At 60.7% G+C, this 23915-nt stretch carries 25 protein-coding genes; 16 read left to right on the top strand and 9 right to left on the bottom strand.

Annotated features, from left to right (window positions below; all coding sequences use genetic code 11):
• Nucleotides 1-104: 104 nt before the first annotated feature.
• The gene (locus tag GSQ77_RS16955) at nucleotides 105-587 is read left to right on the top strand and encodes an Lrp/AsnC family transcriptional regulator (protein ID WP_158903882.1); all 483 of its coding nucleotides are present in this window, start codon (nucleotides 105-107) and stop codon (nucleotides 585-587) included.
• 12 nt (nucleotides 588-599) lie between these two features.
• Here GSQ77_RS16955 and GSQ77_RS16950 read toward each other — a convergent pair whose 3' ends face one another.
• Nucleotides 600-923: a hypothetical protein gene (locus tag GSQ77_RS16950; RefSeq protein WP_158903881.1), complete on the bottom strand. Its 324-nt coding sequence runs from the start codon at nucleotides 921-923 to the stop codon at nucleotides 600-602.
• Nucleotides 924-1128: 205 nt separating this feature from the next.
• On the opposite strand from GSQ77_RS16950, the gene GSQ77_RS16945 reads away from it, so the two are divergent.
• Nucleotides 1129-1419 (top strand): hypothetical protein, encoded by a 291-nt coding sequence (locus tag GSQ77_RS16945; protein WP_158903880.1) that lies wholly within the window; start codon nucleotides 1129-1131, stop codon nucleotides 1417-1419.
• A gap of 93 nt (nucleotides 1420-1512) precedes the next feature.
• Here the strand turns inward: GSQ77_RS16945 and GSQ77_RS16940 are convergent, their stop codons facing one another.
• Nucleotides 1513-2562 (bottom strand): NADP(H)-dependent aldo-keto reductase, encoded by a 1050-nt coding sequence (locus tag GSQ77_RS16940; RefSeq protein WP_158903879.1) that lies wholly within the window; start codon nucleotides 2560-2562, stop codon nucleotides 1513-1515.
• A 301-nt stretch (nucleotides 2563-2863) separates the two neighbouring features.
• On the opposite strand from GSQ77_RS16940, the gene GSQ77_RS16935 reads away from it, so the two are divergent.
• From GSQ77_RS16935 to hpaR, 8 genes are all read left to right on the top strand, one after another.
• Nucleotides 2864-3616, top strand: a complete 753-nt coding sequence (locus GSQ77_RS16935) for a fumarylacetoacetate hydrolase family protein (RefSeq protein WP_158903878.1) — start codon at nucleotides 2864-2866, stop codon at nucleotides 3614-3616.
• Complete coding sequence (locus GSQ77_RS16930; RefSeq protein ID WP_158903877.1) at nucleotides 3613-4386, top strand: fumarylacetoacetate hydrolase family protein; 774 nt, start codon at nucleotides 3613-3615, stop codon at nucleotides 4384-4386. The genes GSQ77_RS16935 and GSQ77_RS16930 overlap by 4 nt, the downstream gene beginning before the upstream one ends.
• A 58-nt stretch (nucleotides 4387-4444) precedes the next feature.
• Nucleotides 4445-5908, top strand: coding sequence for a 5-carboxymethyl-2-hydroxymuconate semialdehyde dehydrogenase (gene hpaE / locus GSQ77_RS16925; RefSeq protein WP_158903969.1), 1464 nt, complete (start codon nucleotides 4445-4447; stop codon nucleotides 5906-5908).
• Nucleotides 5909-5920: 12 nt separating this feature from the next.
• On the top strand, nucleotides 5921-6772 hold the full coding sequence (gene hpaD / locus GSQ77_RS16920; RefSeq protein WP_158903876.1) for a 3,4-dihydroxyphenylacetate 2,3-dioxygenase: 852 nt from the start codon (nucleotides 5921-5923) through the stop codon (nucleotides 6770-6772).
• A gap of 21 nt (nucleotides 6773-6793) precedes the next feature.
• Nucleotides 6794-7183: a 5-carboxymethyl-2-hydroxymuconate Delta-isomerase gene (locus GSQ77_RS16915; RefSeq protein ID WP_158903875.1), complete on the top strand. Its 390-nt coding sequence runs from the start codon at nucleotides 6794-6796 to the stop codon at nucleotides 7181-7183.
• Nucleotides 7184-7245: 62 nt separating this feature from the next.
• On the top strand, nucleotides 7246-8049 hold the full coding sequence (hpaH, locus tag GSQ77_RS16910) for a 2-oxo-hept-4-ene-1,7-dioate hydratase (RefSeq protein ID WP_158903874.1): 804 nt from the start codon (nucleotides 7246-7248) through the stop codon (nucleotides 8047-8049).
• Between the two features lie 32 nt (nucleotides 8050-8081).
• Nucleotides 8082-8888: a 4-hydroxy-2-oxoheptanedioate aldolase gene (gene hpaI / locus GSQ77_RS16905; protein WP_158903873.1), complete on the top strand. Its 807-nt coding sequence runs from the start codon at nucleotides 8082-8084 to the stop codon at nucleotides 8886-8888.
• Between the two features lie 68 nt (nucleotides 8889-8956).
• The gene (gene hpaR, locus GSQ77_RS16900) at nucleotides 8957-9442 is read left to right on the top strand and encodes a homoprotocatechuate degradation operon regulator HpaR (protein ID WP_158903872.1); all 486 of its coding nucleotides are present in this window, start codon (nucleotides 8957-8959) and stop codon (nucleotides 9440-9442) included.
• A gap of 81 nt (nucleotides 9443-9523) precedes the next feature.
• Here the strand turns inward: hpaR and GSQ77_RS16895 are convergent, their stop codons facing one another.
• Nucleotides 9524-9988: a MarR family winged helix-turn-helix transcriptional regulator gene (locus tag GSQ77_RS16895; protein ID WP_158903871.1), complete on the bottom strand. Its 465-nt coding sequence runs from the start codon at nucleotides 9986-9988 to the stop codon at nucleotides 9524-9526.
• A gap of 86 nt (nucleotides 9989-10074) precedes the next feature.
• Nucleotides 10075-11217: an OpgC domain-containing protein gene (locus tag GSQ77_RS16890; RefSeq protein WP_158903870.1), complete on the bottom strand. Its 1143-nt coding sequence runs from the start codon at nucleotides 11215-11217 to the stop codon at nucleotides 10075-10077.
• A gap of 377 nt (nucleotides 11218-11594) precedes the next feature.
• Here GSQ77_RS16890 and GSQ77_RS16885 point away from each other — a divergent pair, with 377 nt between their 5' ends.
• From GSQ77_RS16885 to GSQ77_RS16875, 3 genes are all read left to right on the top strand, one after another.
• Nucleotides 11595-12920 carry an Nramp family divalent metal transporter gene (locus tag GSQ77_RS16885; protein WP_158903869.1) on the top strand — a complete coding sequence of 442 codons (1326 nt, stop codon included), beginning with the start codon at nucleotides 11595-11597 and terminating at the stop codon, nucleotides 12918-12920.
• A 457-nt stretch (nucleotides 12921-13377) separates the two neighbouring features.
• The gene (locus tag GSQ77_RS16880; protein ID WP_158903868.1) at nucleotides 13378-13629 is read left to right on the top strand and encodes a GlsB/YeaQ/YmgE family stress response membrane protein; all 252 of its coding nucleotides are present in this window, start codon (nucleotides 13378-13380) and stop codon (nucleotides 13627-13629) included.
• A gap of 169 nt (nucleotides 13630-13798) precedes the next feature.
• Nucleotides 13799-14461, top strand: a complete 663-nt coding sequence (locus tag GSQ77_RS16875) for a DUF1415 domain-containing protein (RefSeq protein ID WP_158903867.1) — start codon at nucleotides 13799-13801, stop codon at nucleotides 14459-14461.
• 97 nt (nucleotides 14462-14558) lie between these two features.
• On the opposite strand, the gene GSQ77_RS16870 is transcribed toward GSQ77_RS16875, so the two are convergent.
• Entirely contained in the window at nucleotides 14559-15470 is a 912-nt protein-coding gene (locus GSQ77_RS16870; protein WP_158903866.1) for an SAM-dependent methyltransferase, read from the bottom strand.
• A gap of 257 nt (nucleotides 15471-15727) precedes the next feature.
• Between GSQ77_RS16870 and GSQ77_RS16865 the strand changes: the two genes are divergently transcribed.
• Together GSQ77_RS16865 and GSQ77_RS16860 are read left to right on the top strand one after the other, a co-directional pair.
• Complete coding sequence (locus GSQ77_RS16865; RefSeq protein WP_158903865.1) at nucleotides 15728-16555, top strand: alpha/beta hydrolase; 828 nt, start codon at nucleotides 15728-15730, stop codon at nucleotides 16553-16555.
• Nucleotides 16556-16615: 60 nt separating this feature from the next.
• On the top strand, nucleotides 16616-17779 hold the full coding sequence (locus tag GSQ77_RS16860; protein WP_158903864.1) for a metallophosphoesterase: 1164 nt from the start codon (nucleotides 16616-16618) through the stop codon (nucleotides 17777-17779).
• Between the two features lie 89 nt (nucleotides 17780-17868).
• Here the strand turns inward: GSQ77_RS16860 and GSQ77_RS16855 are convergent, their stop codons facing one another.
• The gene (locus GSQ77_RS16855; RefSeq protein ID WP_158903863.1) at nucleotides 17869-18465 is read right to left on the bottom strand and encodes a cytochrome b; all 597 of its coding nucleotides are present in this window, start codon (nucleotides 18463-18465) and stop codon (nucleotides 17869-17871) included.
• 221 nt (nucleotides 18466-18686) lie between these two features.
• Here GSQ77_RS16855 and GSQ77_RS16850 point away from each other — a divergent pair, with 221 nt between their 5' ends.
• Nucleotides 18687-20123: a glycosyltransferase family 2 protein gene (locus tag GSQ77_RS16850; protein ID WP_158903862.1), complete on the top strand. Its 1437-nt coding sequence runs from the start codon at nucleotides 18687-18689 to the stop codon at nucleotides 20121-20123.
• A gap of 21 nt (nucleotides 20124-20144) precedes the next feature.
• Here the strand turns inward: GSQ77_RS16850 and ppk2 are convergent, their stop codons facing one another.
• The 3 genes from ppk2 to GSQ77_RS16835 form a co-directional block, all read right to left on the bottom strand.
• A complete protein-coding gene (ppk2, locus tag GSQ77_RS16845; RefSeq protein ID WP_158903861.1) occupies nucleotides 20145-21074 on the bottom strand; it encodes a polyphosphate kinase 2 in 930 nt (309 codons plus the stop codon).
• A 119-nt stretch (nucleotides 21075-21193) separates the two neighbouring features.
• Entirely contained in the window at nucleotides 21194-22363 is a 1170-nt protein-coding gene (locus GSQ77_RS16840) for an acyl-CoA dehydrogenase family protein (protein ID WP_158903860.1), read from the bottom strand.
• Between the two features lie 138 nt (nucleotides 22364-22501).
• Nucleotides 22502-23842: an MFS transporter gene (locus tag GSQ77_RS16835; protein ID WP_158903859.1), complete on the bottom strand. Its 1341-nt coding sequence runs from the start codon at nucleotides 23840-23842 to the stop codon at nucleotides 22502-22504.
• Nucleotides 23843-23915 lie beyond the last annotated feature (73 nt).

Here is a 23915-nt window from a genome sequence, read left to right as displayed (position 1 = left end):
GCATCCCGTCCTGCTCTGCTATCCTAGCGCGCTGATGCGATCGCCCCGCCGACGACAACGCGGCCCGGGAATCGCCACGCCTAGCCCTTTCCCCGGACCGTGTCATGCCATTACGCCCGTTAGATGCCATCGACAGCCAGATACTCAGCCGGCTGCAAAACGACGCCAAGCTCACCAACGTCGAGCTGGCAATGCAGGTGCATCTTTCGCCTTCCCCTTGTCTCGCACGCGTGAAGGCGCTGGAGCGCGACGGCGTAATCAGCAAGTACGTGGCGTTGGTGAACCCGGAAGCGCTGGGCTTGAACGTCAGCGTTTTTATCCAGATCACGCTCGAGAAGCAGTCGCGCGCCTTCCTCAGCGAGTTTGAGATCGCGATCATGGGACTGCCCGAGGTGATGGAGTGTTATTTGATGAGCGGCAGCGCCGACTACCTGATCAGAGTGGTAGTGCCGGACGTGCAGTCGCTGGAAAAGCTGACGATAGACGAGTTGTCGCGTATTCCAGGAGTGGCCAAGATTCAGTCGAGTTTTGCGCTCAAGACCGTCAAGTCGCAAACCGCGTTGCCACTGCGTGATTTACAGAGATAAGCGTCCGCCCAGCTAGTCAGCCGGATGCAGTGGAGCCATGAAGCTACCCGAGAACCGGCTCCACGACGTGGTGCGCGGCGCGCTCGAACTACCGCGCTGGAACACGTCGCGCACGGCGGCATCGAGCGATTCGTTGCTACCGGTGATTTGATTGTCCAGAATGATGACCCATTCGGATTTCTGACGCGTCACGCGAATACGGCCGTCTTCCATCCCGTCGGAAAACCAGCGCCACACCTGAGCATCGGCCAAATTGGCCTGCGCCGTCGCGGCCAAGCGCTTACGGTCGGTGTTGAACGGCACGGAATAATCGGTAGTTTGGGGAGAAGCAGACATCAGAGAACCCTCCTGCAGCGGTCGGGTTACAAGTATGCGACCCTCACCGCGGAGATCAAGCCCCTAGAATGCAATGGATTATTGCGTTTCTCAGAATAATAAATGGTCTTCTATCGTCGATAATTGAGCCCGCGGCAGGCGAGCGAAGCGAAAATTACTGAGGTGAGCTCGTCTGTAAATGTGCTGTGCCCTCTGGAGGCAAGACATGGATGTGCTCGACAAACTCGATTTCGTAAGGCTGGCTGCGCTGGCCAACGAACACGCGCAAGACGCGCGGCTGTGGCGGTGGTTCGCCAACATGCTCGAAGACGGCCGCCTGGCCTGGTTGCGCGATCGCAAATCGTGGGAAATCTATATCGACGGAGCCTGCGTGACGCGCAACGCCTCATTCGATGTTGCACTGCGCTTTGCCTATGCCGTGAACTGCGAGGGTGTGCCCAACCCCGGTGCCGGCTGTAACGCGCGAGAGCAGCTAATCGCCGAAAGTCACGCCTAGCCGCCCCTCGCGCCGGTGACCGCTGCTCGGTCGCCGTGTCCCGGTCACCGTCTCATGGTTACTCTCTCAGCCGTCTGCGGGTCACCGTCTCTTTCAGGGCGCTGGGTTCGGATACTGCCCATGTATGCGCGCTATCCCTTCCAGCAGTTCCTCAGACAGCACCAGATCGACGCTGGCCAGATTGCTGTGCAACTGTTCCATCGTTGTCGCGCCGATGATCGTGCTGGTCACGAACGGCCGGCTATTCACAAACGCCAGCGCCCCCTGCGCGGGATCGATGCCATGTTCGCGGAATAGCTTCACGTATTCGTAGACGGCACGCTCGGTGTTTTCGCCCTTGTAGCGCGCGAACCGGTCGAACAGCGTGATACGCGCCTGCGCCGGTTTTGCCCCACCCAGATATTTCCCGCTCAATACCCCGAACGCCAACGGCGAATAGGCCAACAAGCCCGCGTGTTCGCGCATCGATATTTCGGCATGGCCAATTTCGTAGGTACGGTTCACGAGGTTGTACGGATTCTGCACGCTCACGATACGTTCTAGCCCGTGCAACTGCGCGAGCTTGAGAAACTCGCAGATACCCCACGGCGATTCGTTCGACAAACCGATATAGCGGATCTTGCCGGCTTTCACGAGTTCGCTCAGCGCGCGCAGCGTGTCGTGTATCGGCGTCGCGACCTCGTCGCTTTGATGCTCGTAGCCGAGCTGACCAAAAATGTTGGTCGGACGATCCGGCCAATGCAACTGATATAGATCGAGGTAGTCGGTGTTCAAGCGCCGCAGGCTATCGTCGAGCGCCTCGCCAAGATTGGCTGCGGTAAAGCGGGTACGGCCGCCGCGCACATGCTGCGGACGCGCGGGCGTATGAGACGGTCCCGCCGCCTTGCTGGCGAGCACGATCTTGTCGCGCTGGCCGTGTTGCTTGAGCCAAGTGCCGATGATCGCCTCGGTGCGGCTATACGTCTGCGCCTTGGGCGGCACCGGATACATCTCGGCCGTATCGATAAAATTCACACCGGCGGCCAGCGCCGCGTCGATTTGCGCGTGGCCTTCGGCCTCGCTGTTCTGTTCGCCCCAGGTCATGGTTCCCAGTGCGATCAAACTGACCTTCAGGCCGGTACGGCCTAATTCACGATAAAGCACAAACGGGCTCCCGAAAAAAAGCGTGGCAAGCGATGTCGCTTGCCACTCAGAGAAAGGCAAAAATTCGCCCTCCGGGATCCATGATGCCGTGTTCTACGAATTTGTGCAGCGCGGTCAAAAAATCAGGCATCGCCAAGTCGTTCTCAAGCCGCCCCATTCGGGTAAGCCCCGGTATGCACCAACTTGACAGCCGTCCACCTGGGGCGAGATACTTAATATGTTAATCAAATATTCGGCACTTGATCCGGCTGCATTCGTGATCTCTATCGAGATCTTCATCGGCCTTACAGGAGACATCCCCATGGACCCTACTCATGCCCTGCTGGCGCTGGATGCCGCGCCCGGGCGCCTGCAGCTGCCTTATCGCGACTCGCAGGCCGCAGGCGTGCTGCTTGGCAGCGTGATCGGCCTGGCGCTCAATGAGCGCCGCGAACTCGCCTCACTGGACGGACTCACCAACGCGCCGCCTTATCAAAAACCCGCGCAGCGCCCGGTGCTGTATCTGAAGCCCGCCAACACCCATGTCATAAGCGGCACACAAATCGTCCTGAATCCGCAAACCGAAGCGGTATCGGTGGCGGGCTGCCTGGGCATCGTGCTCGGTGCGCCACTGGCCCGGGCCAATGCCGCCGAAGCCGCGCAGGTGATTCTCGGTTACACGATCGCGGCCGATCTGAGCGTGCCGCATGACAGCTACTATCGACCCGCCATTCGGCAGAAATGCCAGGATGGCTTTTGCCCGGTAGGGCCATGGCTAAGCCCGCGCGCGAGCATCGGCGACCCCGACGCGCTAGACATCTCGGTTGAAATCGACGGCGTACTGGCCTACCGCACCAACACCGCAGACCTGGTTCGCAGCACTACGGTATTGCTCGCCGAAATCTCGCAGTTCATGACCTTGCAAGCGGGCGACCTGATACTTGCCGGCCCCAGCCTAAGCCCAGCCCACGCGCGCCATGGAGCCCATGTGGCCGTGAGCATCGCCGCGATCGGCACGCTGACGTTTTCAATCGCGGCCGACGCCGCGCACGCCGAACCGGGAGACCGCCCATGAGACGCGCCAGAGTGAGCAGCAACGGCCGGGTCCAATACGCCTTCGATCTGGGCGACGAGCGCATCAAGCTTGCCGATGGGCGCATCTGTCATCAACATGAGGTCGACTGGTTGCCGCCGATCGAGCCACGCACCACCATCGCGCTCGGGCTCAATTACGCCGATCATGCAAAAGAACTCGCCTTCAAGGCGCCCTCGGAACCGCTTGCCTTTTTAAAACCGGGCAGCAGCTTTGTGGGGCACCGCTCGCGCACCGTGAGACCGGACAGCGCCGCCTACATGCACTACGAGTGCGAGCTGGCGGTGGTGATCGGACAGCGTTGCCGCAATATCAGCGAAGCGCAAGCCTACCAATACGTGGCCGGATATACGGTCGCCAACGACTACGCCATCCGCGACTACCTAGAAAACTATTACCGGCCCAACCTGCCGGTCAAAGGCCGCGACACCTGTACTCCGCTGGGCCCATGGCTGGTCACGGCCGACGAGATCCCCGACCCGATGAACCTGCGCCTGAGCACCTCGGTCAACGGCGCCGTCACCCAGCAAGGCAACACGCGCGACATGATCTTTTCGATTCCCGCGCTGATCGCGTGGCTGAGCAGTTTCATGACGTTGGATGCCGGCGATCTGATACTCACCGGCACACCAGAGGGGCTCGCCGATACGCCGGCCGGCGCTGAGGTCGTGACCGAAATCGAGCACGTTGGGCGGCTCGTGAACACCATCGTCAACGCGAGCGACTACTACTCCCCCGCTCAGCGCGGCTGACCCCGCTTCGCTTTAGCCACGAAAACTCAGCCACGAAAACTCATCATGCAAAGGACTTATCGTGATCAAACACTGGATTAACGGACGCGAAGTCGCAAGCGCGACCTGCTTCAACACCTACAACCCCGCCACCGGCGACGTGCTGGCGGAGGTGGCCGCAGGCGAAGAGGCGGAAGTGGCCGCCGCGGTGGCCGCCGCTAAAGAGGCCTTCCCCAAATGGGCCGGCACGCCCGCGAAGGAGCGCGCCAAGTTGATGCGCAAGCTCGGCGAACTGATCGAGCGCACCGTGCCGGAACTGGCCGATCTGGAAACGGCCGACACCGGTTTGCCGATCAGTCAGACGGCCAAGCAACTGATTCCGCGCGCTGCCGAGAATTTCAATTTCTTTGCCGAAGTGTGCGTGCAGATGAACGGCCGCACCTATCCGGTCGACGACCAGATGCTGAACTACACGTTGTACCAGCCAGTGGGCGTGTGCGCGTTGATCTCGCCATGGAACGTGCCGTTCATGACCGCAACGTGGAAGACCGCACCTTGCCTCGCGCTGGGCAATACCGCAGTGCTGAAAATGTCCGAACTCTCGCCGCTCACCGCCGACCAGCTCGGGCGTCTCGCGCTCGAAGCCGGCATTCCCGCCGGTGTGCTGAATGTCGTGCAAGGCTATGGCGCGACGGCCGGAGACGCGCTGGTGCGCCATCCCGATGTCCGCGCCGTATCGTTCACTGGCGGCACCACCACCGGCAAACGCATCATCGAGCGTGCAGGGCTCAAGAAATTCTCGATGGAGCTGGGCGGCAAATCGCCCGTGTTGATTTTCGAAGACGCGGACCTCGACCGCGCGCTCGACGCCGCGCTCTTCACGATTTTTTCGCTCAACGGCGAACGCTGCACGGCCGGCTCGCGCATCTTCATACAACAAAGCGTGTACGACGCCTTCGTCAAACGCTTCGCCGAGCGCGCCAACCGCCTGAGCGTGGGCGACCCGACCGACGCAAAAACCAACGTGGGCTCGATGATCACGCGCCAGCACTGGGAGAAGGTGACCGGCTACATCCGCCTGGGCGCCGAGGAAGGCGCCACGATCGTCGCGGGTGGCGCCGACCAGCCGGCCGACCTGCCGCCGCATCTGCGCAATGGCAATTTTGTGCGCCCGACCGTGCTAGCCAATGTCGATAACCGGATGCGCGTGGCGCAAGAGGAAATCTTCGGCCCGGTCGCCTGCCTGATTCCGTTCAAGGACGAGGCCGAGGGCCTGCGCCTGGCCAACGACACCAAGTATGGGCTCGCGTCATATCTCTGGACCCAGGACGTCGGCCGCGTGCATCGTCTGGCGCGCGGTATCGAAGCGGGCATGGTGTTCGTCAACAGCCAGAACGTGCGCGACCTGCGTCAACCGTTCGGTGGCACCAAGGAATCGGGCACCGGGCGCGAAGGCGGCGAGTACAGCCTGGAAGTGTTCGCGGAAGTCAAAAACGTCTGCATTTCGATGGGCAGTCACCACATCCCCAAGTGGGGCGTTTGAGGAGCGGCGCACATGGGCAAACTCTCTCTTGCTGCCAAGGTAACCCACGTTCCCTCGATGTACCTGTCGGAATTGCCGGGCCCGCACCACGGTTGCCGCGCCGCCGCGATCGAAGGGCATCGCGTGATCGCGCAGCGGTGCCGTGAACTGGGCGTGGACACCATCGTGGTGGCCGATGTGCACTGGCTCGTCAACGCCGGCTATCACGTCAATTGCAACAGCCGCTTCGGCGGCATCTACACCAGCAACGAATTGCCACATTTCATACGCGACATGAAGTACAGCTACTCGGGCAACCCTGAGCTCGGTGAACTGATTGCGCGCACCGCCACCGAACACGGCGTGTTCACGCGCGCGCACCAGATCGATAGCCTGGAGCTGGAGTACGGCACGCTGGTGCCGATGCGGTATATGAACGAGGACCAGCATTTCAAGGTGGTCTCGATTGCCGCTTGGTGCGCCTGGCATCAGCTCGACGAAAGCCGTCGTTTTGGTGCTGCGCTGCATGAAGCCATACTCAAGAGCGACGCCAACGTGGCCTTTCTGGCTAGCGGCTCGCTGTCGCACCGCTTCAACGACAACGGCAGCCCGGAAAGCGCTATCCACTCGATCAGCCGCGAATTCTATCGGCAGGTGGACGAGCGTGTGGTCGAGCTATGGAAGCGCGGCGACTTCGAGACGTTTTGCAAGATGCTGCCCGAGTACGCGAAACTATGCGAAGGCGAAGGCGGCATGCACGATACCGCGATGCTGCTCGGGTTGCTGGGCTGGGACCGCTATCGTGAGCCGGTCGAGGTGGTCACCGATTACTTTGCCAGTTCGGGTACCGGTCAGATCAACGCCATTTTTCCCTTACCGCGCTAAGGCGCGAGGAGCCTGGACACCATGCCGCATATCGTGATCGAATATACCGCCAACTTAGGCGCGCAAGCCCGTATCCCCGAGCTGCTCAAGACCGTCAATCAAACGATGATCGCGCAGGACGGCGTGTTCCCGACCGGGGGCATCCGTTCGCGTGCGCTGCGCCTGGACGACTATCGGATGGCCGATGGCGCGGCGGATGATGCGTTTGTGCACATCACGCTGAAGATCGGTTCGGGACGCAGCGAGGCCGTAAAAAAGCAAGTCTGCGACGCGCTATTCGACGCGGTCAAGGCGCATTTCGCCGAGCTCTACGAGAAGCGTTACCTGGCGCTTTCGCTGGAGATCGTTGAATTCAGCGAGACCGGTTCGTACAAGCATAACAACGTGCATAGCCGGTTCAAGAAAACTTGAAGCAAGAAGGCGCGAATTCACGTCGCGTCACATAAGAGCCTCTCACTATTCGGAAACCCGCCATGCTAGCGCCTGCCCTGATCGAGCAAATAGCTCAATCGTTGCATCAAGCCGAAATTTCGCGCACCCAGATCGGTCAGATCTCGTTGGCCTATCTGGACATCACCATCGCCGATGCCTATGCGATACAACGCCACTGGGTCGGCCTGAAAATGGCCGAGGGCCGCACGCTCAAAGGGCACAAGATCGGCCTGACATCGCGCGCCATGCAGCTCTCGTCGCAGATCGACGAACCCGATTTTGGTGCCCTGCTCGACGACATGTTTTTTGCTGACGGCAGTGAAATTCCGACCGAGCGTTTTATCGTACCGCGCATCGAAGTGGAATTGGCTTTCGTGCTGGGCCGCCCGTTGCGCGGCCCGGGCGTAACGCTGTTCGACGTGTACTCCGCCGTCGATTACGTGATTCCGGCGCTCGAATTGATCGACGCCCGCTCCCATCAGTTCGACCCCGCCACGCAACGTCCGCGCAAAGTGTTCGATACCATCGCCGACAATGCCGCCAACGCCGGCGTGGTGCTGGGCAGCCGCCCGGTCAAAATGCAGGAGTTCGATCTGCGCTGGGTGTCGGCGCTGCTCTCGCGCAATGGCGTGATCGAGGAAACCGGCGTGGCCGCTGGCGTGCTCAACCATCCCGCCAACGGGGTGGTCTGGCTGGCCAATAAAGTGGGCCCGCTCGGCGTCACTCTCGAACCCGGCCAGGTGATACTAGGTGGCTCCTTCACCCGGCCGGTGCAGGCGCGTCGCGGCGATACCTTCCATGCCGACTATGGGCCTTTGGGTAGTATTGCTTGTCATTTTGCTTAATCCGATCAAACCGCAAACCGGGAGTTTTCGAAATGACCCTCTCTATGAAAAATGCGTTCAAGGCGGAGCTCGCCGCCGGCGCGCAGCAGATCGGCTGCTGGCTCGGCCTGGCCAGCCCCTACACCGCCGAGATCATGGCCGGTGCGGGTTTCGACTGGCTACTGATCGACGGCGAGCACGCGCCCAATTCGATCCCGAGCATTCTCGCCCAACTGCAGGTGCTGGCCGCCTATCCGGTGCATGCGGTCGTGCGCCCTTCGGTCAACGATCCCGTGCAAATCAAGCAATTACTCGATCTCGGCGCGCAGACCTTGCTGATCCCGATGGTAGAAACCGCTGAGCAGGCGCGCCAGGCGGTCGCCGCCGTGCGCTATCCGCCGCACGGCATACGCGGCGTGGGCAGTGCATTGGCGCGCGGCTCGCGCTGGAGCCGGCATACCGACTATCTGAAGCAATCGGATCGCGAGATGTGCGTGCTTGTACAATTGGAGTCGGCCCGCGGTCTGCAGGAGCTCGACCAGATCCTCGCGGTCGAAGGCGTCGACGGCGTGTTTATCGGTCCGGCCGATTTGAGCGCGGCGCTCGGGCACTTGGGCAACCCCGGGCACCCCGACGTGGAACACGCGATCGACGAAGCCATTACCCGCATCGTTACTTCCGGCAAGGCCGCTGGCATACTAACCGGCAGCCGGGATCGGGCGCATCACTACCTGACGCTGGGCGCGCGCTTTGTCGCGGTCGGGGTCGACGCCACCTTGCTAGCGCGCAGCGCCGAAGCGCTGGCGCAGCAGTTCAAGCAAGCCTCGACGCCTGCACCCAAGCCCGGTGGCGTTTATTGATTTTTTTAACTTGGCTAGCCTGCCGGGCCTCGCCGCCGAGGGCTGTCGTCCACCAGGAAAACCGATCTGTGCCATCGAAGTTTCAACACCGTAACCTGCCGCATCTATTGCTGATTGCACGAGAGACGCTGCTCGATCAGTTTCGGCCTATCCTGCGCGCGCGCGGCCTGACCGAACAACAATGGCGCATCATCCGCGTACTCAGTGACGGCGGCCCGCTGCCGCTCAAAGATATCGTCACCCACTGCCAGATATTCGGCTCCAGCCTCACGGGCATCATCAATCGCATGGAGGCGCAGGATTTTGTCGCGCGGATTCAGCACCCGGAAGACGGTCGCGTCACACTGATCAGCCTGACGCCGAAAGCGCGCCGGCTGGTCAAGCAGATGCAGCCGCTGATCGATGAGGCCTACAGGAACATCGAGGCGCAATTGGGAGAAAAGCGGCTGGATGCGCTGATCGAATTACTCGACGAAACGCTGAACCGGTTTGAAGCCCCGTCGGAACCGCTATCCGAACTCCGGGGCGAAGTGCGAGGTGACATCCCGGGTTGAACCGCGGGTTGAACCCGGGGTTGAACCCGGGGTTGAACCGATCAAGCAGGTCAGCGAAGCTTAACGCCCAGCATTCAGTATTCAAGCCTCGTCGCCATCGCCGCGCAACGCCGTAATCAAGGTATCGAGCGCACCGAGCAACGCCTGCGACTGGTCTGGATCGAGCAGCGCGAGAAATGCCGCGTTACGTTGCTGCGAAATCTTGAGCGCCTTCCGATACAAGGTCTGCCCCTCGGCGGTCAGGCGAATTTCCACGCCGCGCGCATCGCGCTCATTGGTGGTCTTGGCCAGCAGATCCCGGCGCACCAGCGCGTCGGTGGCGCGGCTCGCCTGACTTCGATCCAGGTTCGATTTCTGTCCCAACTCGGAGACCGACAGATTACCGAACGCGCCCACGCACAGGATCACGCGCGCTTCCGGCAAGCTCAGGCCGGTCTGCCGTAAAAACTCGTCGTGAATGATTTTGTCGGTCAATTTCTTGACGACATGCAGCCGATACGTCAGCAGCTCCTCGAGATGCCCTGGCAGCGCAGATTTAGATGACATCGTGGCGGTTCTTTAAATTTCGGCAGAACCGCGATTTTAGCCTGCCCTAGGCCTCGCTTGCGCGAGTTCGTATGCATGTTCTTGATTTAAACAGGTGGACGGCCAGGCAGCGGCCGAGCTCCGGCGGTGTGGTCCTGTGGCTTGCGAAGCGCCGCCTTCAAGGCGTGCGACAGGCTCGCAACCGCAAGCAGTGCAGCGAGCCCTACCGCATCGCTGGCCAGACCGGCACCATAAGCGCTCCAGCTCGCGGCGCGCAACCCCAGGCATTGCAATACGGTGTCCAGCACCACCGAGATCACCGCGCCGGCGATAAAGCACACCAAGCCCTGCCGCCCCACCATGATCACTTGCGGCAACGCCTGCGCCACCTTTCCGAGCCACCCAGCCCGAACCGTCAACGCCACCAGCCAGGCCGCCGACCCGAAGCTCACGACACGCACCGCCGCCAGATTCTGTTTCCAGTGTCCAGGCTCCGGCTGCGTCTGTAACACCAGCTTGCAAAACGCAAAAGTCAGGAACAGCAACACGGCGAGTTTCGTCAGCCGTACGCCCATCTTGGAAACATAAAACTCGCGCGGCACCGGATGCAGACGGCTCAACATGCCGAACACAAACATCAATTGCCAGGCAAACGGGTTAAAGCCCCAGCCGCCCGGATCGGCGCTCGGTAACAGGTGCGCGGCGAGCGGCTGCGAGCACACCCAGATCCCGAGGCTAACCAACAACGCGCCGGCGGCGCTGTTGCGAGCAAACGGTACGGTCAGCGGCGCGGCCAGCGCGAATATCGCGTACATCGGCAATACCGACGCCAGATACGGCTGGCTACGCATACTCACGATGTCGAAAATCGTGCGTACGGGCCTTTGCAGCCACTGTTGCGCGTCGGTATAGGGCAACGAAGTCGGATGCACCTGCAAAATCAACATCGCCAGGCCGCATATCAGCATCAAGGCGGCGGTCAGCAGGTAAGCCCGGTATATTTCCCAGGCACGCTTGAGAAAGCGACGGGTTGCGCCCCCCGGCACGCCACGCTGGTCGATCGAGACATACGCCGCGGCGGTCGCGTAGCCGCCGAGAAAGACGAACACTTCGGCCGCGTCGCAGTACGCGTATTCGTGCAGCATAAAGCGGGACAACACACTGCCGGAGACATGATCGAGCATGATCACGAGCAGAACCAACCCTCGCAGAAAATCGACCTCGACCGAACGCTGCAGTGCTGGATTCATTGGCGTCATTCTCTGTAGGGTGAACGTCATGCCGCGCTGTAAAGCCACGCGACGGTCGGCTTCCAACGTTCGCGTTTCGCTGCTGATTGGCCTAAGTCAATTTGTACCTTAGCTCGCCAAAAAATTCCTGGCCCTGCTTCTTAAAAAATGGGGCTCGACCACCGCTGAGCCCCGTCCTACCGTAGCGCTGAAACACATTGAAATAATTTCGAATAAAAAGATGCCCGATTTCGGCTTTGACCTTCCACTGCGACCTCCCATGGGCGATGCCGGGCCATGCGATTTGTGGAGCGTTGCAAAATCACTTACCTTCCAGTAATACTCGCGGCTTCACCTTCCGCCGTTTTTCCTTCAGATTTCACTTCAAGGTCCAAAAATTGCCGTACAAGCTCCCGACTACCGCAACCGCGCCGTTTTGCCCATCCGAGGTCAAAGGAACAATCGAGATCAAGGCCGGCACCGCCTGGTTGTCCAAGCTGCTGAAATTTGTTGGGCCCGGGCTGCTGATCTCTATCGGCTATATGGACCCCGGAAATTGGGCCACCGATATCGAAGCCGGCGCGAAATACGGCTACAGCCTGCTGTTTGTCGTGATTGCGTCCAGCCTGGCGGCCATGGTGCTGCAATGCCTGTCGATGCGGCTGGGCATCGCCACCGGCGAGGACCTTGCGCGACTCACTCGCGACCGTTATAGCCGCCCCGTGGTGCGTGCCCAGTGGGTACTTGCGGAAATCTCGATCATTGCCACCGATCTGGCCGAAGTGCTGGGCGCAGCGCTCGCCTTTCATCTACTGCTGGGCTGCTCGATCCTGATCGGCGTGTTGTTGACCACGTTCGACACCCTATTGGTGCTGGGCCTGCAAGGTAAAAACTTCCGTCACCTGGAGGCGATCATCCTGGGGCTGGTGGCCACCATCGGCCTGGGGTTCGCGATCGAATTGTGGCTCGTCAAGCCGGATTGGCCCTCGGTCGCCCAAGGCATGCTGCCGTCGTGGCAAACCTTGACCCATCGCGAGCCGGTTTATCTCGCGATCGGCATCCTGGGCGCAACCGTCATGCCGCACAATCTTTACCTGCACTCGTCGATCGTGCAGACCCGCGTCGTCAAGCGCGACGAGGCCAGCAAACGCGAAGCGATTTCGCTGTCGCGCCTCGATACGCTGGGCACGCTGACGCTCGCGCTGCTGGTCAATGCCGCAATCCTGATACTGGCCGGCACCGCATTCCATCTGACCGGCCATGGCGATGTGACGGAAATCGAAGATGCGTACAAACTGCTCACACCACTGGTGGGCACGGGCCTTGCCAGCTTCATGTTTGCCATCGCGCTACTGGCCTCCGGACAAAGCTCCACGTTTACCGGCACGGTGGCCGGCCAAGTGGTGATGGAAGGTTTTCTGAACCTGAAGATTCCCTGCTACCAGCGTCGCCTGATTACCCGCGGGCTGGCGCTCATTCCTGCACTCATCGGCGTGGAAATGCTGGGCGACCACGCGATCGGCACGATGCTGGTGGCTAGCCAAGTGGTACTGAGCCTGCAATTGCCGTTCGCGCTCTTTCCGCTCATCCGTATGACCGGCGACCGGCAGTTGATGGGCACGTTCTGCAATTCGACGCTCACGCACCTGGTCTCATGGACGCTGTTCGGACTGATCACGTTAGCTAATCTGGTGTTGGTCGGCCAGACCTTCGCGCTGATTTAAGTCAGGCAATCTCGTAATAAATACAATGCATCGCCGGATTTACCTGTATTTCTAAGCGACAATTCAAAGCGGAATGTTCAAATAAAAGCAGGGACGCGTCAGGAACTTAATCCGGCTGGCGCGGCTCTTATCGGTACGTCGCACGCAGTTGCACATTTCGATTGCCGGCGACGAGCACACCGATGTCAAATCACGACAACTGAGCACGACAACTGAGCACCTTACCTGAGCGTGTTGGCCAAGCTTTTTAGGTGTGCGTTTAAAGTACGCGCTTAAAGTTCACATTTAAAGTTCGTGTTTAAGAAGTGCGCGTGGATGAAGTTGAAATCGACGGCTGAAATCCGCGGTTTGAATCCGCCTCGCAAGGGGTATGGCAACGTTGCCGCAGTTTTACTGTGCTTTTTTGGTACAGAAGCACCGGAATAGTTATTTCCGTCATTTACTGGGAGGAATTGCAATGGCACACGGCATTATTATTTGGCTGATTATCGGTGGGGTTGCCGGCTGGCTTGCCGGCACGCTGGTCAGCGGCGGCGGCTTCGGGCTGCTCTGGGACATCATCATCGGTATTATCGGCGCCTTCATCGGCGGCTGGCTTGCCGGGGTGCTTGGCATCGCGGTCGGTGGCGGCTTGATCGCCTCGATCATCACGGCCACCGTAGGCGCAATCGTTTTGCTCGTGATCCTGCGGCTAATCCGACGAGCGTGACGTTGCCCCCGGGCGGTTCCCGGGCTCCTGGGTTGCCGGTACGACCCGGTCTCGCGCGACGCGCCTGACCGGGTTTTTGCTTTCTGGGCTATCGGAACCCTTGCTGGACGAACGGAACCGCTAGGACGCTCGGTTAAAATGCGATTTCCCATTACTTGCCGCCCCGCTCATGATCCCTGATCCCACCGTGCCGCCTGAACTGCCTGAGTCGGCGAACGCTCGTGTTGGCGACGGCGCCGGGCAGGCATGCAAAATCGGCGGCTCTGCCGATGGCAACGCGCAAGCTGAAGCGGACGTGATCGCCGCCACACGTCACTGGCTCACACGCGCGGTGATCGGGTTGAATCTGTGCCCATTCGCCAAGGCGGTGCATATCAAAGGGCAAATCCGCTACTTCGTGAGTGCGGCCACCGAAGCGCCTGCCCTGCTGGACGACCTCGAACGTGAATTGTCTGCATTGGCGCAGTGCGACGCGCAGCAGACCGACACCACGCTGGTGATCGTGCCGCATATGCTGGCGAGCTTTGATGATTACAACGACTTCATCTATTTTTCGGAGCGCCTGCTAAAGAGCCTGCGGCTTAGCGGTGTCCTGCAAATTGCCAGTTTCCACCCGCACTACCAATTTGCCGACACCGCGCCCGACGCGATCGAGAACTACACCAATCGCTCGCCTTATCCGATTTTTCACCTGTTGCGCGAAGCCAGCGTGGCGCGGGCCGTCGAGGCCTTTCCTGAAGCGGACGAGATCTACGAACGCAACCTGCAGACCCTGCGTAAGCTCGGCCACCAGGGCTGGCTCGAATGGCTTGCCGGGGCGCCCTCGCCCTAATCCTGGGGTTTGCTGCTCACGGCCGCTCACGGCGCGGGTCACTGCGCTCGCGGCGGGTCACGGCGGGTCACGGCGGGTCACGGCGGCTGACTGTAACTCACGATGCCGCGCTTTGCAGCGTCGGCTCCGACGCAAAAAACCGCTCGCGCATTTCGTCGAGTCCCAGCGTGCTCAACACCTCCTCCAGCCGCTGCGCCGGACGCCGCCGCGGCAGGTCCTGGTAATGCGCGATAATCAACTCGTTTTTCATCGAGTGCTCCCAACCCACCAATTCGGTCACGCTGACCTGATAGCCATGCGCCTCGAGCTGCAAACAACGCAGCACATTGGTGATCTGGCTACCGAACTCGCGAGTGTGCAGCGGATGGCGCCAAATTTCCGTCAACGGATTCGATGCGAGCGCCCGGCCCTTGTTTTTGCGCAATACGCCCGCAACTTCAGCCTGACAGCACGGCACAACCACGATGTACTGGGCCTGTTTATTGAGGGCGAATCGAATCGCGTCGTCGGTCGCCGTATTGCACGCGTGCAACGCCGTCACGATGTCGATTTGGGCGGGCAGGCGAGGCGAGGCAATCGAATCGGCGACCGACAAATTCAGGAACGACATACCCTCGAAGCCAAGCCGGATTGCCAGCTCTTCCGATTTGCGCACGAGATCTTCGCGCGTTTCGATGCCGTAGATCTGCCCGGCACGTTGTTGCGCCTTGAAGTACAGGTCGTACAGGATGAAGCCGAGATAGGACTTGCCGGCGCCGTGGTCGACCAGGCTAACGTTGGCTTGCCGTGCGCTGAGGTCTTGCAGCAGAGGTTCGATAAACTGAAATAGGTGATATACCTGTTTCAACTTGCGCCGGCTATCCTGATTGAGCTTGCCGTCTCGCGTCAGGATATGCAGCTCCTTGAGCAGCTCGAGGGACTGACCGGGACGAATCTCATGCGCCCCCGGCGCCGCATTCGGCGCGTGTGACGAGGGGTCGGCGGATGGCGAGTGCGGCTTTTTGGACATAGGCTGAAAGACAGGGAAAAGGCAAAAAAAAGGCAAAAAAAGGCAGGAAACATTTTGCCTGGGCGCCCTTCTAAATTGTAAAGAACGGCGCGGCGTAGGCGATCGCGCCATAAAACGAGCACCGGGTTCGCAGTTTAACGAAAAGCGCGGCACTATGCTTTTCGGCGCGCTCCACAGCCAGTGTAGGCTGACTGGTCTATGCTAGCGGTATAAAGCCCGTTGCGAGCAACTCCCGCAATTTTTCGAGGACTACAGCGATGAGCGCGATTTATCGTCAGATGGATAGAAGCACGCTGGACGCTGCCTATAACAACAGCGATGCGGTTGGCGGCAAAGCGCCCTATATCGACGATTTCCAGGCCCGCAGTGCCCAGTTGTACATCGACCAGCCGTGCCAGCGCGATTTGATGTATGGCCCGGGCCCGCGTCAGCGGTTCGATTGGTTTCCCGGCCCGACCGCCAACGCGCCCTTGCTGGTGTTTATTCACGGCGGCTATTGGCAGTGGCACGTCAAAGAGGATTTTGCCTTTGTCGCCGCCGGTCCGCTCATACAGGGTTTCAGTGTCATGCTGGCCGAGTATACGCTGGGCCCCGAGGCCAGCATGAGCGCGATCGTCGATGAAATCGGGCAACTGCTCGATTTCATTTCGAATGAAGCCAAATTCGGCGGCGCACATGGCGCCCAGCGACGCTATCTGGCCGGCCATTCGGCAGGCGGTCAGTTGGCTGCCGCCTATCGCGGCTATCCGGGTGTACATGGCGTGCTGGCAATCAGCGGCGTGTTCGATCTCGAGCCTATCAGCCTGTGTTATCTGAACGACAATCTCGCGCTCACCCCCGAGGAAATTACCAAATGCAGCCCGTTGCGCACGATTGCACCGGGGTCGCCCACCGTGGTGGCTGTCGGCGGCGACGAATTGCCGGAGCTGATCCGGCAGTCCACCGACTATGCGCAGGCTTGCACAGCGGCTGGAGAAGATGTCTCGCTGGATCTGCTGCCCGGTCGCAATCACTATTCGGTGCTTGAGGAACTGGCTTCCCCCAATGGCGCGCTCACGGCCGCCCTGCAGCGGCTGCACCGCTAACCGCCTGGCGCCCCCTACCTCCTTTTATGCCAGGCTCCTTTTCTTTTTAGGCAACACCCTATGCGTCGTATCAAGTTTTTACTGACTTTTGTTGCCGTCACCGTTTTCCTGCACCTGTATATCGCGTTACGCCTGCTACCTGATGCGAATCTGTCGCCTGCGCTCACCCATTTGGGCGCGGTGCTGATCGCCGCGCTGTATGGCGCGGTGGTGCTTGGCGTAATTGGGCGTTTCGTGAAGCGACAACCGCTCGCGGACAGGCTGACATGGATCGGTATGCTGGCGCTGGGCCTGTTCTCTTCCCTGCTGGTACTGACCTTGCTGCGCGATGTGTTCTTGCTGTGCGCATTCGTGGTCGAAGCGCTCACCCATTCCGCGTTCCTGACCGCGCAATGGCGCGCCGAATCGGCACGCGCGGTGCCGGTGCTCGCCCTGTTATCGACGCTGGTGGGCTTTTTCAACGCGCGCCGCCGCGCCCGCGTGGTCACCATAGACGTGCCGATCGCGGGCTTGCCGCCCGAGCTGGACGGCTTCACGATTGCCCAGATCAGCGATCTGCACGTGGGCGCGACGATCAAACGCCGCTACATCGACGCCATCGTAGACGCGGTCAATGCGCTTTCGCCCGATTTGATCGCAGTGACCGGCGACGTGGTGGACGGCAGCGTGGGCGATTTGAATACGCACACGGCGCCGCTGGGTCGGCTCAGCGCGCGCCACGGCGCGTTCCTGGTCACCGGCAACCATGAATATTATTCCGGCGCGGCCGAATGGATTATTGAATTTCGACGCCTGGGTTTGCGCGTACTGCTCAACGAGCACGTGGTGATTGATCACGGTAGCGCTCAGCTCATCGTGGCCGGCATCACGGATTACACCGCGCCAAGTTTCGACCCCAGCCATCATAGCGACCCGCTGCGCGCGCTGGCCGGTGCGCCACTCGATGTCGTGTTCAAGTTGCTGCTGGCGCACCAACCTCGCTCGGCGCATGCAGCCGCCCAAGCCGGCTTCACCTTGCAGTTATCGGGCCATACACACGGCGGCCAGTTCTTCCCGTGGAATTTCTTTGTCCCCCTGCAGCAGCCGTTCACGGCCGGTCTCGCAAAGCTCGAGGATTTGTGGGTTTATACGAGTCGCGGCACCGGTTATTGGGGGCCGCCCAAACGCCTGGGCGCCCCATCCGAAATCACTCGCTTGAGATTAAGCGCGCTACCCGCTGCTTGAGGCGGTTCAAGCTACACGCCTTGGCGCTTGATCCAAGGCGTGGCTTTCGGCGCATGAGCCGACCCATGAGCCGGCTCAGGGTTTGACGCTTATTTACCCCACGGCAGCATGCGCCGCACGACCGATTCGCGGTCAATGAATTCGTGCTTCAACGCGCCGGCCACGTGCAGGAACAGCACGACATACAGCACGTATCCCAGCCACGTATGAAGCTCGCCCAATTGCGTATGCAATACGTCCTTGGTCTGCGGATCGAGCGCCATGAAGTAGCCGATGCGTGGCCATGGCACCAGGAAGTACAACTTCATCGGATGCGAAGCCGCTGCAATCCAGGCCGAGTCGTGCGCCCAACCCGATAACGGGATCGCGAAGATCAGCACGTAAAGCAGGAAATGCGCTGTGTGAGCGGCGCCGCGCTCCAACGTCGGGAACGACTTGGGCAGCGCCGGCGGTCGATGCGTAACGCGCCACAACAAGCGCGCAATCGCCAGCCCGAGCACGGTGATACCGATCGATTTGTGCAGGTCGATGACATAGCGTTCCCACCCTTCCGGCCAGAAATCATCGGTCAAGGCCAAAATCACGTTAAGGATAATCAGCGCGGCGATCAGCCAGTGCAAACTCGCTGCGGTGCGTGTGTAACGTTGCGATTCATTCATCGTGATCGGTTCAAGAAAATTACGCATCAAAAGAAATCCCGGTAAAAGACTTGTTACCGGGGCCAACTATCAGGTAAAGCAGAAGCTAAAGAAAGAAACTAAATACCGGGCTAAAACTCGGCGCTAAAACCCGAGCCAAGCACGCCCATACGCGGATTGCTGCGCCATGCTAATCTTAATCGACAGATTCAATATACATCAGGCCACCAATGGCTGCCGTGCCCCTCAACAACCGAGTCGATAAACCCTTGACGCCCACGTTAGCCCAAGCATTTGCTCTTGCCTCACCGCGTATATCCCCGCGCCGCACGCCACTCACGAGCTTTCTGATTCACGGCGCGGTAACGGCCTTGTGGATCACATTGTTCGCCCGCGCATTCTTTTTGCAAGGTGTGCTCGCCTGGTCTGCAGGCTTGATCTACGTCTTCTACGACACGGCGTTGCTGGCCTACGTGGCATGGAAAAGCTGGCCCTTGCGCACATTGCCGACCGCGGCAGCGTCGCGCCCGGCCGACGAGCGACGACCCACGCTGAGCGTCATCATCGCCGCGTACAACGAAGCACCTGTGCTGCGCAAGACCATCGGCTCGTTGCTGGCGCAGGACGAACTGATCGAGCAAATCGTGATCGCCGACGACGGCTCCGACGATGAGACCGCCGCGGTACTGGCAAGCGAATATGGCTTGGTCGAAGCCGCCCCAGGCGTAATCAGCGACCCCAGCCCGAGCCAGCCGACGCTGCGCTGGCTGCGCGTGCCGCACGGTGGCAAGGCTCGCGCGCTCAACGCCGCGCTGCCGCTGATCGAAACCGAAATCGTGCTGACCGTGGACGCCGACACCCTGCTTGATATCGACGCCTGCCGTGCCATGCGCGACGCATTCGCCAGCGAGCCGGGCCTGGTGGCGGCCACCGGCGTGCTGACGCCCGTGTGCAGCAAGACCTTGAGCGGACGCATCTTCCAGTGGTTTCAAACCTACGAATACATCCGCAATTTCATCTCGCGCTTCGCGTGGATGCGCGCCGAAAGCCTGCTGCTGATTTCGGGCGCGTTCGCCGGCTTTCGCCGTCAACCCGTGCTGACCGTGGGCGGCTTCGACCCGGCATGCCTGGTCGAAGACTACGAATTGATTCACCGCCTGCACCGCTACGCCGTCGACCATGAACTGCATTGGCAAACCCGCGTGCTCGGCAATGCCCGTGCGCGCACTGCCGCACCGAGCAACCTGAAAGGGTTTCTTCGCCAACGCCGCCGCTGGTTTGCCGGTTTCTTGCAGACCCAATACTGGAATCGCGACATGACGGGCAACCGTCGTTTCGGGCAATTAGGCACCTTGATGATGCCGGTCAAAGCCATCGACACCGTGCAACCGATCTACGGGCTGACCGCGTTTTTCCTGCTGATCTGGTTCTTGGCGCACGGCAAACTGGTGCTGGTGGGTTCGGTATTCAGCGTGATCACCGCGAAGATCCTGATCGACTTTGGTTTCCACCTTTGGTCGGTTCATCTATACCGACGCTGGACCGGCGACTACTCGGGATCGAGCTTCGTCTACGCGCTGCTATCGTCGCTGGCTGAGCCCTTCAGTTTTCAGTTGCTGCGCCACGTGGGCGCGACGCTGGGCTGGGTGCAGTTTATTTCCGGGCGCCGCAACTGGGGCGCGCAAAGCCGCACCGGCCTGCTCTGACGCGCGTCATCACGTGAGCGCTCAATAAACCTGAGGCACCAGGAAGGTTTCGGGCACCTGCTGACGTATGTAGTCTTCGTGGCGTACACGCGCCGGCAACTCGATCGGCGTGTGCTCGACTTCGTGATACGGCATTTGCGTGAGTAAATGCGCGATGCAATTCAGGCGCGCACTTTTCTTGTCCACAGCCGGCACGACCCACCACGGCGCTTCCGGGATGTGGGTACGCTCTATCATCACTTCCTTGGCCTTGGTGTAGGCCTCCCAGCGCCGACGCGATTCCAGATCCATCGGGCTGAGTTTCCACTGTTTGAGCGGATCGTGAATGCGCCCCAGAAAACGCAGATGCTGCTCTTCGTCCGTGATCGAAAACCAGTATTTGATGACCTGGATGCCGGAGCGCACCAGCATCTTTTCGAATTCGGGCACGGAGCGGAAAAACTCCTCGTACTCGTCGTCCGTGCAAAACCCCATCACGCGCTCGACGCCCGCGCGGTTATACCAACTGCGGTCGAACAACACGATCTCGCCGGCTGCCGGCAGATGCGATACATAGCGCTGGAAATACCATTGAGTGCGTTCGCGATCGTTAGGCGCAGGCAAGGCCGCCACCCGGCACACGCGCGGATTCAAACGCTGCGTGATGCGCTTGATGACGCCCCCTTTGCCGGCGGCGTCGCGCCCTTCGAACACGATCACCACCTTGTGGCGCGATTTCTGGACCCAGTCCTGCAGTTTGACGAGCTCGCCTTGCAAGCGAAACAGTTCGCGGAAATAGCGGCGACGATGATCGGTCGAGTCCCCGGTATGAGGTTCCAGCGGCGTGCCGGTCGCGGCATCGAAACGGCGGTCGTCGAGCTCCATTTCCAGCTCTTCGTCGTAGCTATCGATCAGATCGTCGCGTACGCGCTGCATCAGCGCTTCATTATCTTCAGCGGTGCTATCAGTCATAATCGGCTCGATTTAGAATAAGTCCATCCTCGAATTTGCTACAGCCGCGTGACGCGCTGGTGACAATGCATGGCGACAATGTGCAGCGCCGACCGGCCCCAACCCGGCCACCCTCGATCTCACCCCAACGTATGCCCCGCCAGCAGACGCTTGGCCAGGCTCCAGCGATGCACCTCCGAGGGGCCGTCGTAGATCCGGAACGGACGGACATCGCGCCAGATCCGCTCGACGATGCGCTCGCCCGTCACACCCTGGCCACCCAGGATCTGCACCGCGCGGTCCACGACACGGAAAATCGCCTCCGAGCTGATCACCTTGGTCATGCTCGACTGCGCGCTGCCTTTGGCGCCTTGGTCCAGCACCCACGCGGTGTGCCAGATCGACAGGCGCGTGACGTGCATATCCATGAGGTTATCGGCCAGCATGAAGCCCACCCCCTCGTGTTCGCCGAGCTTTTTGCCGAATGCCTCGCGCTGCTGCGCATACGCCAGCGCCTCGTCATGGGCACGGCGCGCGGCACCGAGCCAGCGCATGCAGTGGGTCAGGCGCGCCGGCGCCAGACGCACCTGCGCATACCGCATGCCCTGCCCCAGCTCGCCCAGCACCGCATCGGCCGGCACGCGCAGGTTTTCAAAGCGCACGACGCAATGGCCGCCCGGAAAGCAGCGGTCCAGGGATTCCATGGTGCGCTCCACGCGTATCCCCGGCGCATCCATATCGCTGAGAAACATCGTCGCGCTGCCGTCTTCCATGCGCGCCATGATGATGGCAAACGCCGCACCGTCCGCACCGGTAATAAACCATTTGACGCCATTAATCACGAAATGTTCGCCGTCACGCACCGCCTCGGTTTTCAGCATGCCGGGGTCGGAGCCGGCGCCCGGCGACGGTTCCGTCATGCAGAAACACGAGCGCGTGAGCCCCTGCGCCAATGGCCTGAGCCAGCGCTCTTTTTGCGGCTCGGTAGCGACGACTTCCATCAAATGCATATTGCCCTCGTCGGGCGCGAAGATATTCATCGCGACCGGGCCGAGGGTCGAATAGCCGGCCTCTTCGAAAATCATGGCTTTCTCGATATGGCTCAGGCCCAGACCGCCGAAGGCCTCCGAAACGTGGGGGGAAAGCAGGCCGGCCGCGCGGGCGCGCGCCAGCAGTTCGTCGCGGAGTTCGGCCGACGGGCCGTGATCGGTATTGCGCGGATCGCGCTCGAACGGGATGATCTCTTCGGCGATGAAGCGCCGGGTACGCTCCTTGAGTGCCTGCAATTCGGGCGTCAGGTCGAAATTCATAGGGGGTCTCGGGTCTGCTGCATTGGGCACGTTAGTTGCACGGCACGCCGGATGCCGCGTAACTGAGCAAAAGATAAACGATATCTCAATTATCGTGCGCAGGGAAACCCAGCCCCCCGGCTCGGTCGCCCCGGAGCGCTACACCGCGCGGTCGAGCTGCCCTTTGGTCTCCGGAATCACGAATGCGCCGATCAACAGGATCACCGAAATCGCCGTGGTAAAAATCGCCAGCGTCATCGGCAGATCGCTAGCCGTATGCGCTGTCAACGACACGAACGTGGGCATCATCCCGCCAATCGCGAAGCCGATATTCCACGACAGGCCGGTACCGCTCGCCCGGATCGCGGTCGGAAAGCGTTCGTTCAGGAAGATCAATGTCGGCGCAAAGCCGGCCGTGCCCAACATGCTCAGCGCCACCGCATACGCAGCAATGGCCTCGACGCTCTGCGCTTGCGCCATCGTCAGGAACAGCACCGGAAACAACACCAACCGCACCAGGCCGATATAGATGAACGCGCGCTTGCGGCCGATTATTTCGCTCAAGTGACCGGCCAATACCGCCGCCACAATAACGCCCACGCTGCTTAAAGCCAGGATTACGCCCGCCGTGGCATTGGGTGCATGATTGACCAGCTTCAGATACGAAGGCAGATATCCCGACGTCAGATAGTAGCCACTACCGCCGCCTATCGTGAGCAACAAATTGACGAACAGCACGCCGCGCCATTTGCTCGAAAACAAGGTGGCGAGCGGTGCTTCGACCTTGGGTCGGGCGATGCCCGGGGCCGCTTCGCTCTTGAGCTTCTTCCACATCGGCGACTCTTCAAGGCTGCTGAAAACGAACAAACCCAATATCGAACTGATGATTCCGGTAAAGAACATGCAACGCCAGCCCCAGTCTTCGAACGCTTGCCCCGGGAACACCGACGAAGCCAGCAGATACACGAGCGACGCGAGCAATGCCCCGGCGCCTGCGCCACCACCGCCGATCAACCCCGATACTGCGCCACGCCATGCCGGCGGCACCGATTCGGTTCCGATCGTATGGGTCGAGGCCACCACGCCGCCGACAAAAATGCCCTGCACCAGACGCAACAGCAAGAACAGGATAGGCGCGAGAACACCCACCTGCGCCACGGTCGGCAACGTGCCGAACAACGCCGTCGCCACCCCCACGCCGATGACCGCCACCATCATCGCGCCCTTGCGTCCGTGACGGTCCGCGTAGGAGCCGAATAGCGCCGAGCCGATCGGGCGCATCAGCAGCGTCACCGCAAACGACGCATACACTGCCGCCAGCGAAAGCATCGCGTGCGTGGATGGAAAAAACAGCTTGCCGATAACGGGTGCCACATATAGCAAGACAAACAGATCGAACAAATCGAGCGCCCAGCCCAGGCACGAGGCACTGACGGTGGCAAGAATCTGTCGGTTGGTGACGCCGCCGATTGGCATCAAAGGTTGAGCGATATTTGACATGGTGATCTCCTCTCCTCCCTGATCGCGGGTGCGGCCCTGCACCTGCCTGGCATGTAGCCACCACCGCGTCGGG

The sequence above is a fragment of the Burkholderia sp. L27(2015) genome (genome assembly GCF_009765705.1).
Classification (GTDB): Bacteria; Pseudomonadota; Gammaproteobacteria; order Burkholderiales; family Burkholderiaceae; genus LMUX01.
The sequence above is the reverse complement of the archived record's forward strand: the minus strand, read 5'-3'. Positions and strand labels throughout refer to the sequence as shown.

What these genes read in the sequence shown, in the direction of transcription:
- GSQ77_RS16955 (WP_158903882.1), top strand. Translation starts at nt 105, where the DNA reads ATGCCATTACGCCCGTTAGATGCCATCGACAGCCAGATACTCAGCCGG.
- GSQ77_RS16950 (WP_158903881.1), bottom strand. Translation starts at nt 923, where the DNA reads ATGTCTGCTTCTCCCCAAACTACCGATTATTCCGTGCCGTTCAACACC.
- GSQ77_RS16945 (WP_158903880.1), top strand. Translation starts at nt 1,129, where the DNA reads ATGGATGTGCTCGACAAACTCGATTTCGTAAGGCTGGCTGCGCTGGCC.
- GSQ77_RS16935 (WP_158903878.1), top strand. Translation starts at nt 2,864, where the DNA reads ATGGACCCTACTCATGCCCTGCTGGCGCTGGATGCCGCGCCCGGGCGC.
- GSQ77_RS16930 (WP_158903877.1), top strand. Translation starts at nt 3,613, where the DNA reads ATGAGACGCGCCAGAGTGAGCAGCAACGGCCGGGTCCAATACGCCTTC.
- hpaD (WP_158903876.1), top strand. Translation starts at nt 5,921, where the DNA reads ATGGGCAAACTCTCTCTTGCTGCCAAGGTAACCCACGTTCCCTCGATG.
- GSQ77_RS16915 (WP_158903875.1), top strand. Translation starts at nt 6,794, where the DNA reads ATGCCGCATATCGTGATCGAATATACCGCCAACTTAGGCGCGCAAGCC.
- hpaH (WP_158903874.1), top strand. Translation starts at nt 7,246, where the DNA reads ATGCTAGCGCCTGCCCTGATCGAGCAAATAGCTCAATCGTTGCATCAA.
- hpaI (WP_158903873.1), top strand. Translation starts at nt 8,082, where the DNA reads ATGACCCTCTCTATGAAAAATGCGTTCAAGGCGGAGCTCGCCGCCGGC.
- GSQ77_RS16895 (WP_158903871.1), bottom strand. Translation starts at nt 9,988, where the DNA reads ATGTCATCTAAATCTGCGCTGCCAGGGCATCTCGAGGAGCTGCTGACG.
- GSQ77_RS16890 (WP_158903870.1), bottom strand. Translation starts at nt 11,217, where the DNA reads ATGAATCCAGCACTGCAGCGTTCGGTCGAGGTCGATTTTCTGCGAGGG.
- GSQ77_RS16880 (WP_158903868.1), top strand. Translation starts at nt 13,378, where the DNA reads ATGGCACACGGCATTATTATTTGGCTGATTATCGGTGGGGTTGCCGGC.
- GSQ77_RS16875 (WP_158903867.1), top strand. Translation starts at nt 13,799, where the DNA reads ATGATCCCTGATCCCACCGTGCCGCCTGAACTGCCTGAGTCGGCGAAC.
- GSQ77_RS16870 (WP_158903866.1), bottom strand. Translation starts at nt 15,470, where the DNA reads ATGTCCAAAAAGCCGCACTCGCCATCCGCCGACCCCTCGTCACACGCG.
- GSQ77_RS16865 (WP_158903865.1), top strand. Translation starts at nt 15,728, where the DNA reads ATGAGCGCGATTTATCGTCAGATGGATAGAAGCACGCTGGACGCTGCC.
- GSQ77_RS16860 (WP_158903864.1), top strand. Translation starts at nt 16,616, where the DNA reads ATGCGTCGTATCAAGTTTTTACTGACTTTTGTTGCCGTCACCGTTTTC.
- GSQ77_RS16855 (WP_158903863.1), bottom strand. Translation starts at nt 18,465, where the DNA reads ATGCGTAATTTTCTTGAACCGATCACGATGAATGAATCGCAACGTTAC.
- ppk2 (WP_158903861.1), bottom strand. Translation starts at nt 21,074, where the DNA reads ATGACTGATAGCACCGCTGAAGATAATGAAGCGCTGATGCAGCGCGTA.
- GSQ77_RS16840 (WP_158903860.1), bottom strand. Translation starts at nt 22,363, where the DNA reads ATGAATTTCGACCTGACGCCCGAATTGCAGGCACTCAAGGAGCGTACC.
- GSQ77_RS16835 (WP_158903859.1), bottom strand. Translation starts at nt 23,842, where the DNA reads ATGTCAAATATCGCTCAACCTTTGATGCCAATCGGCGGCGTCACCAAC.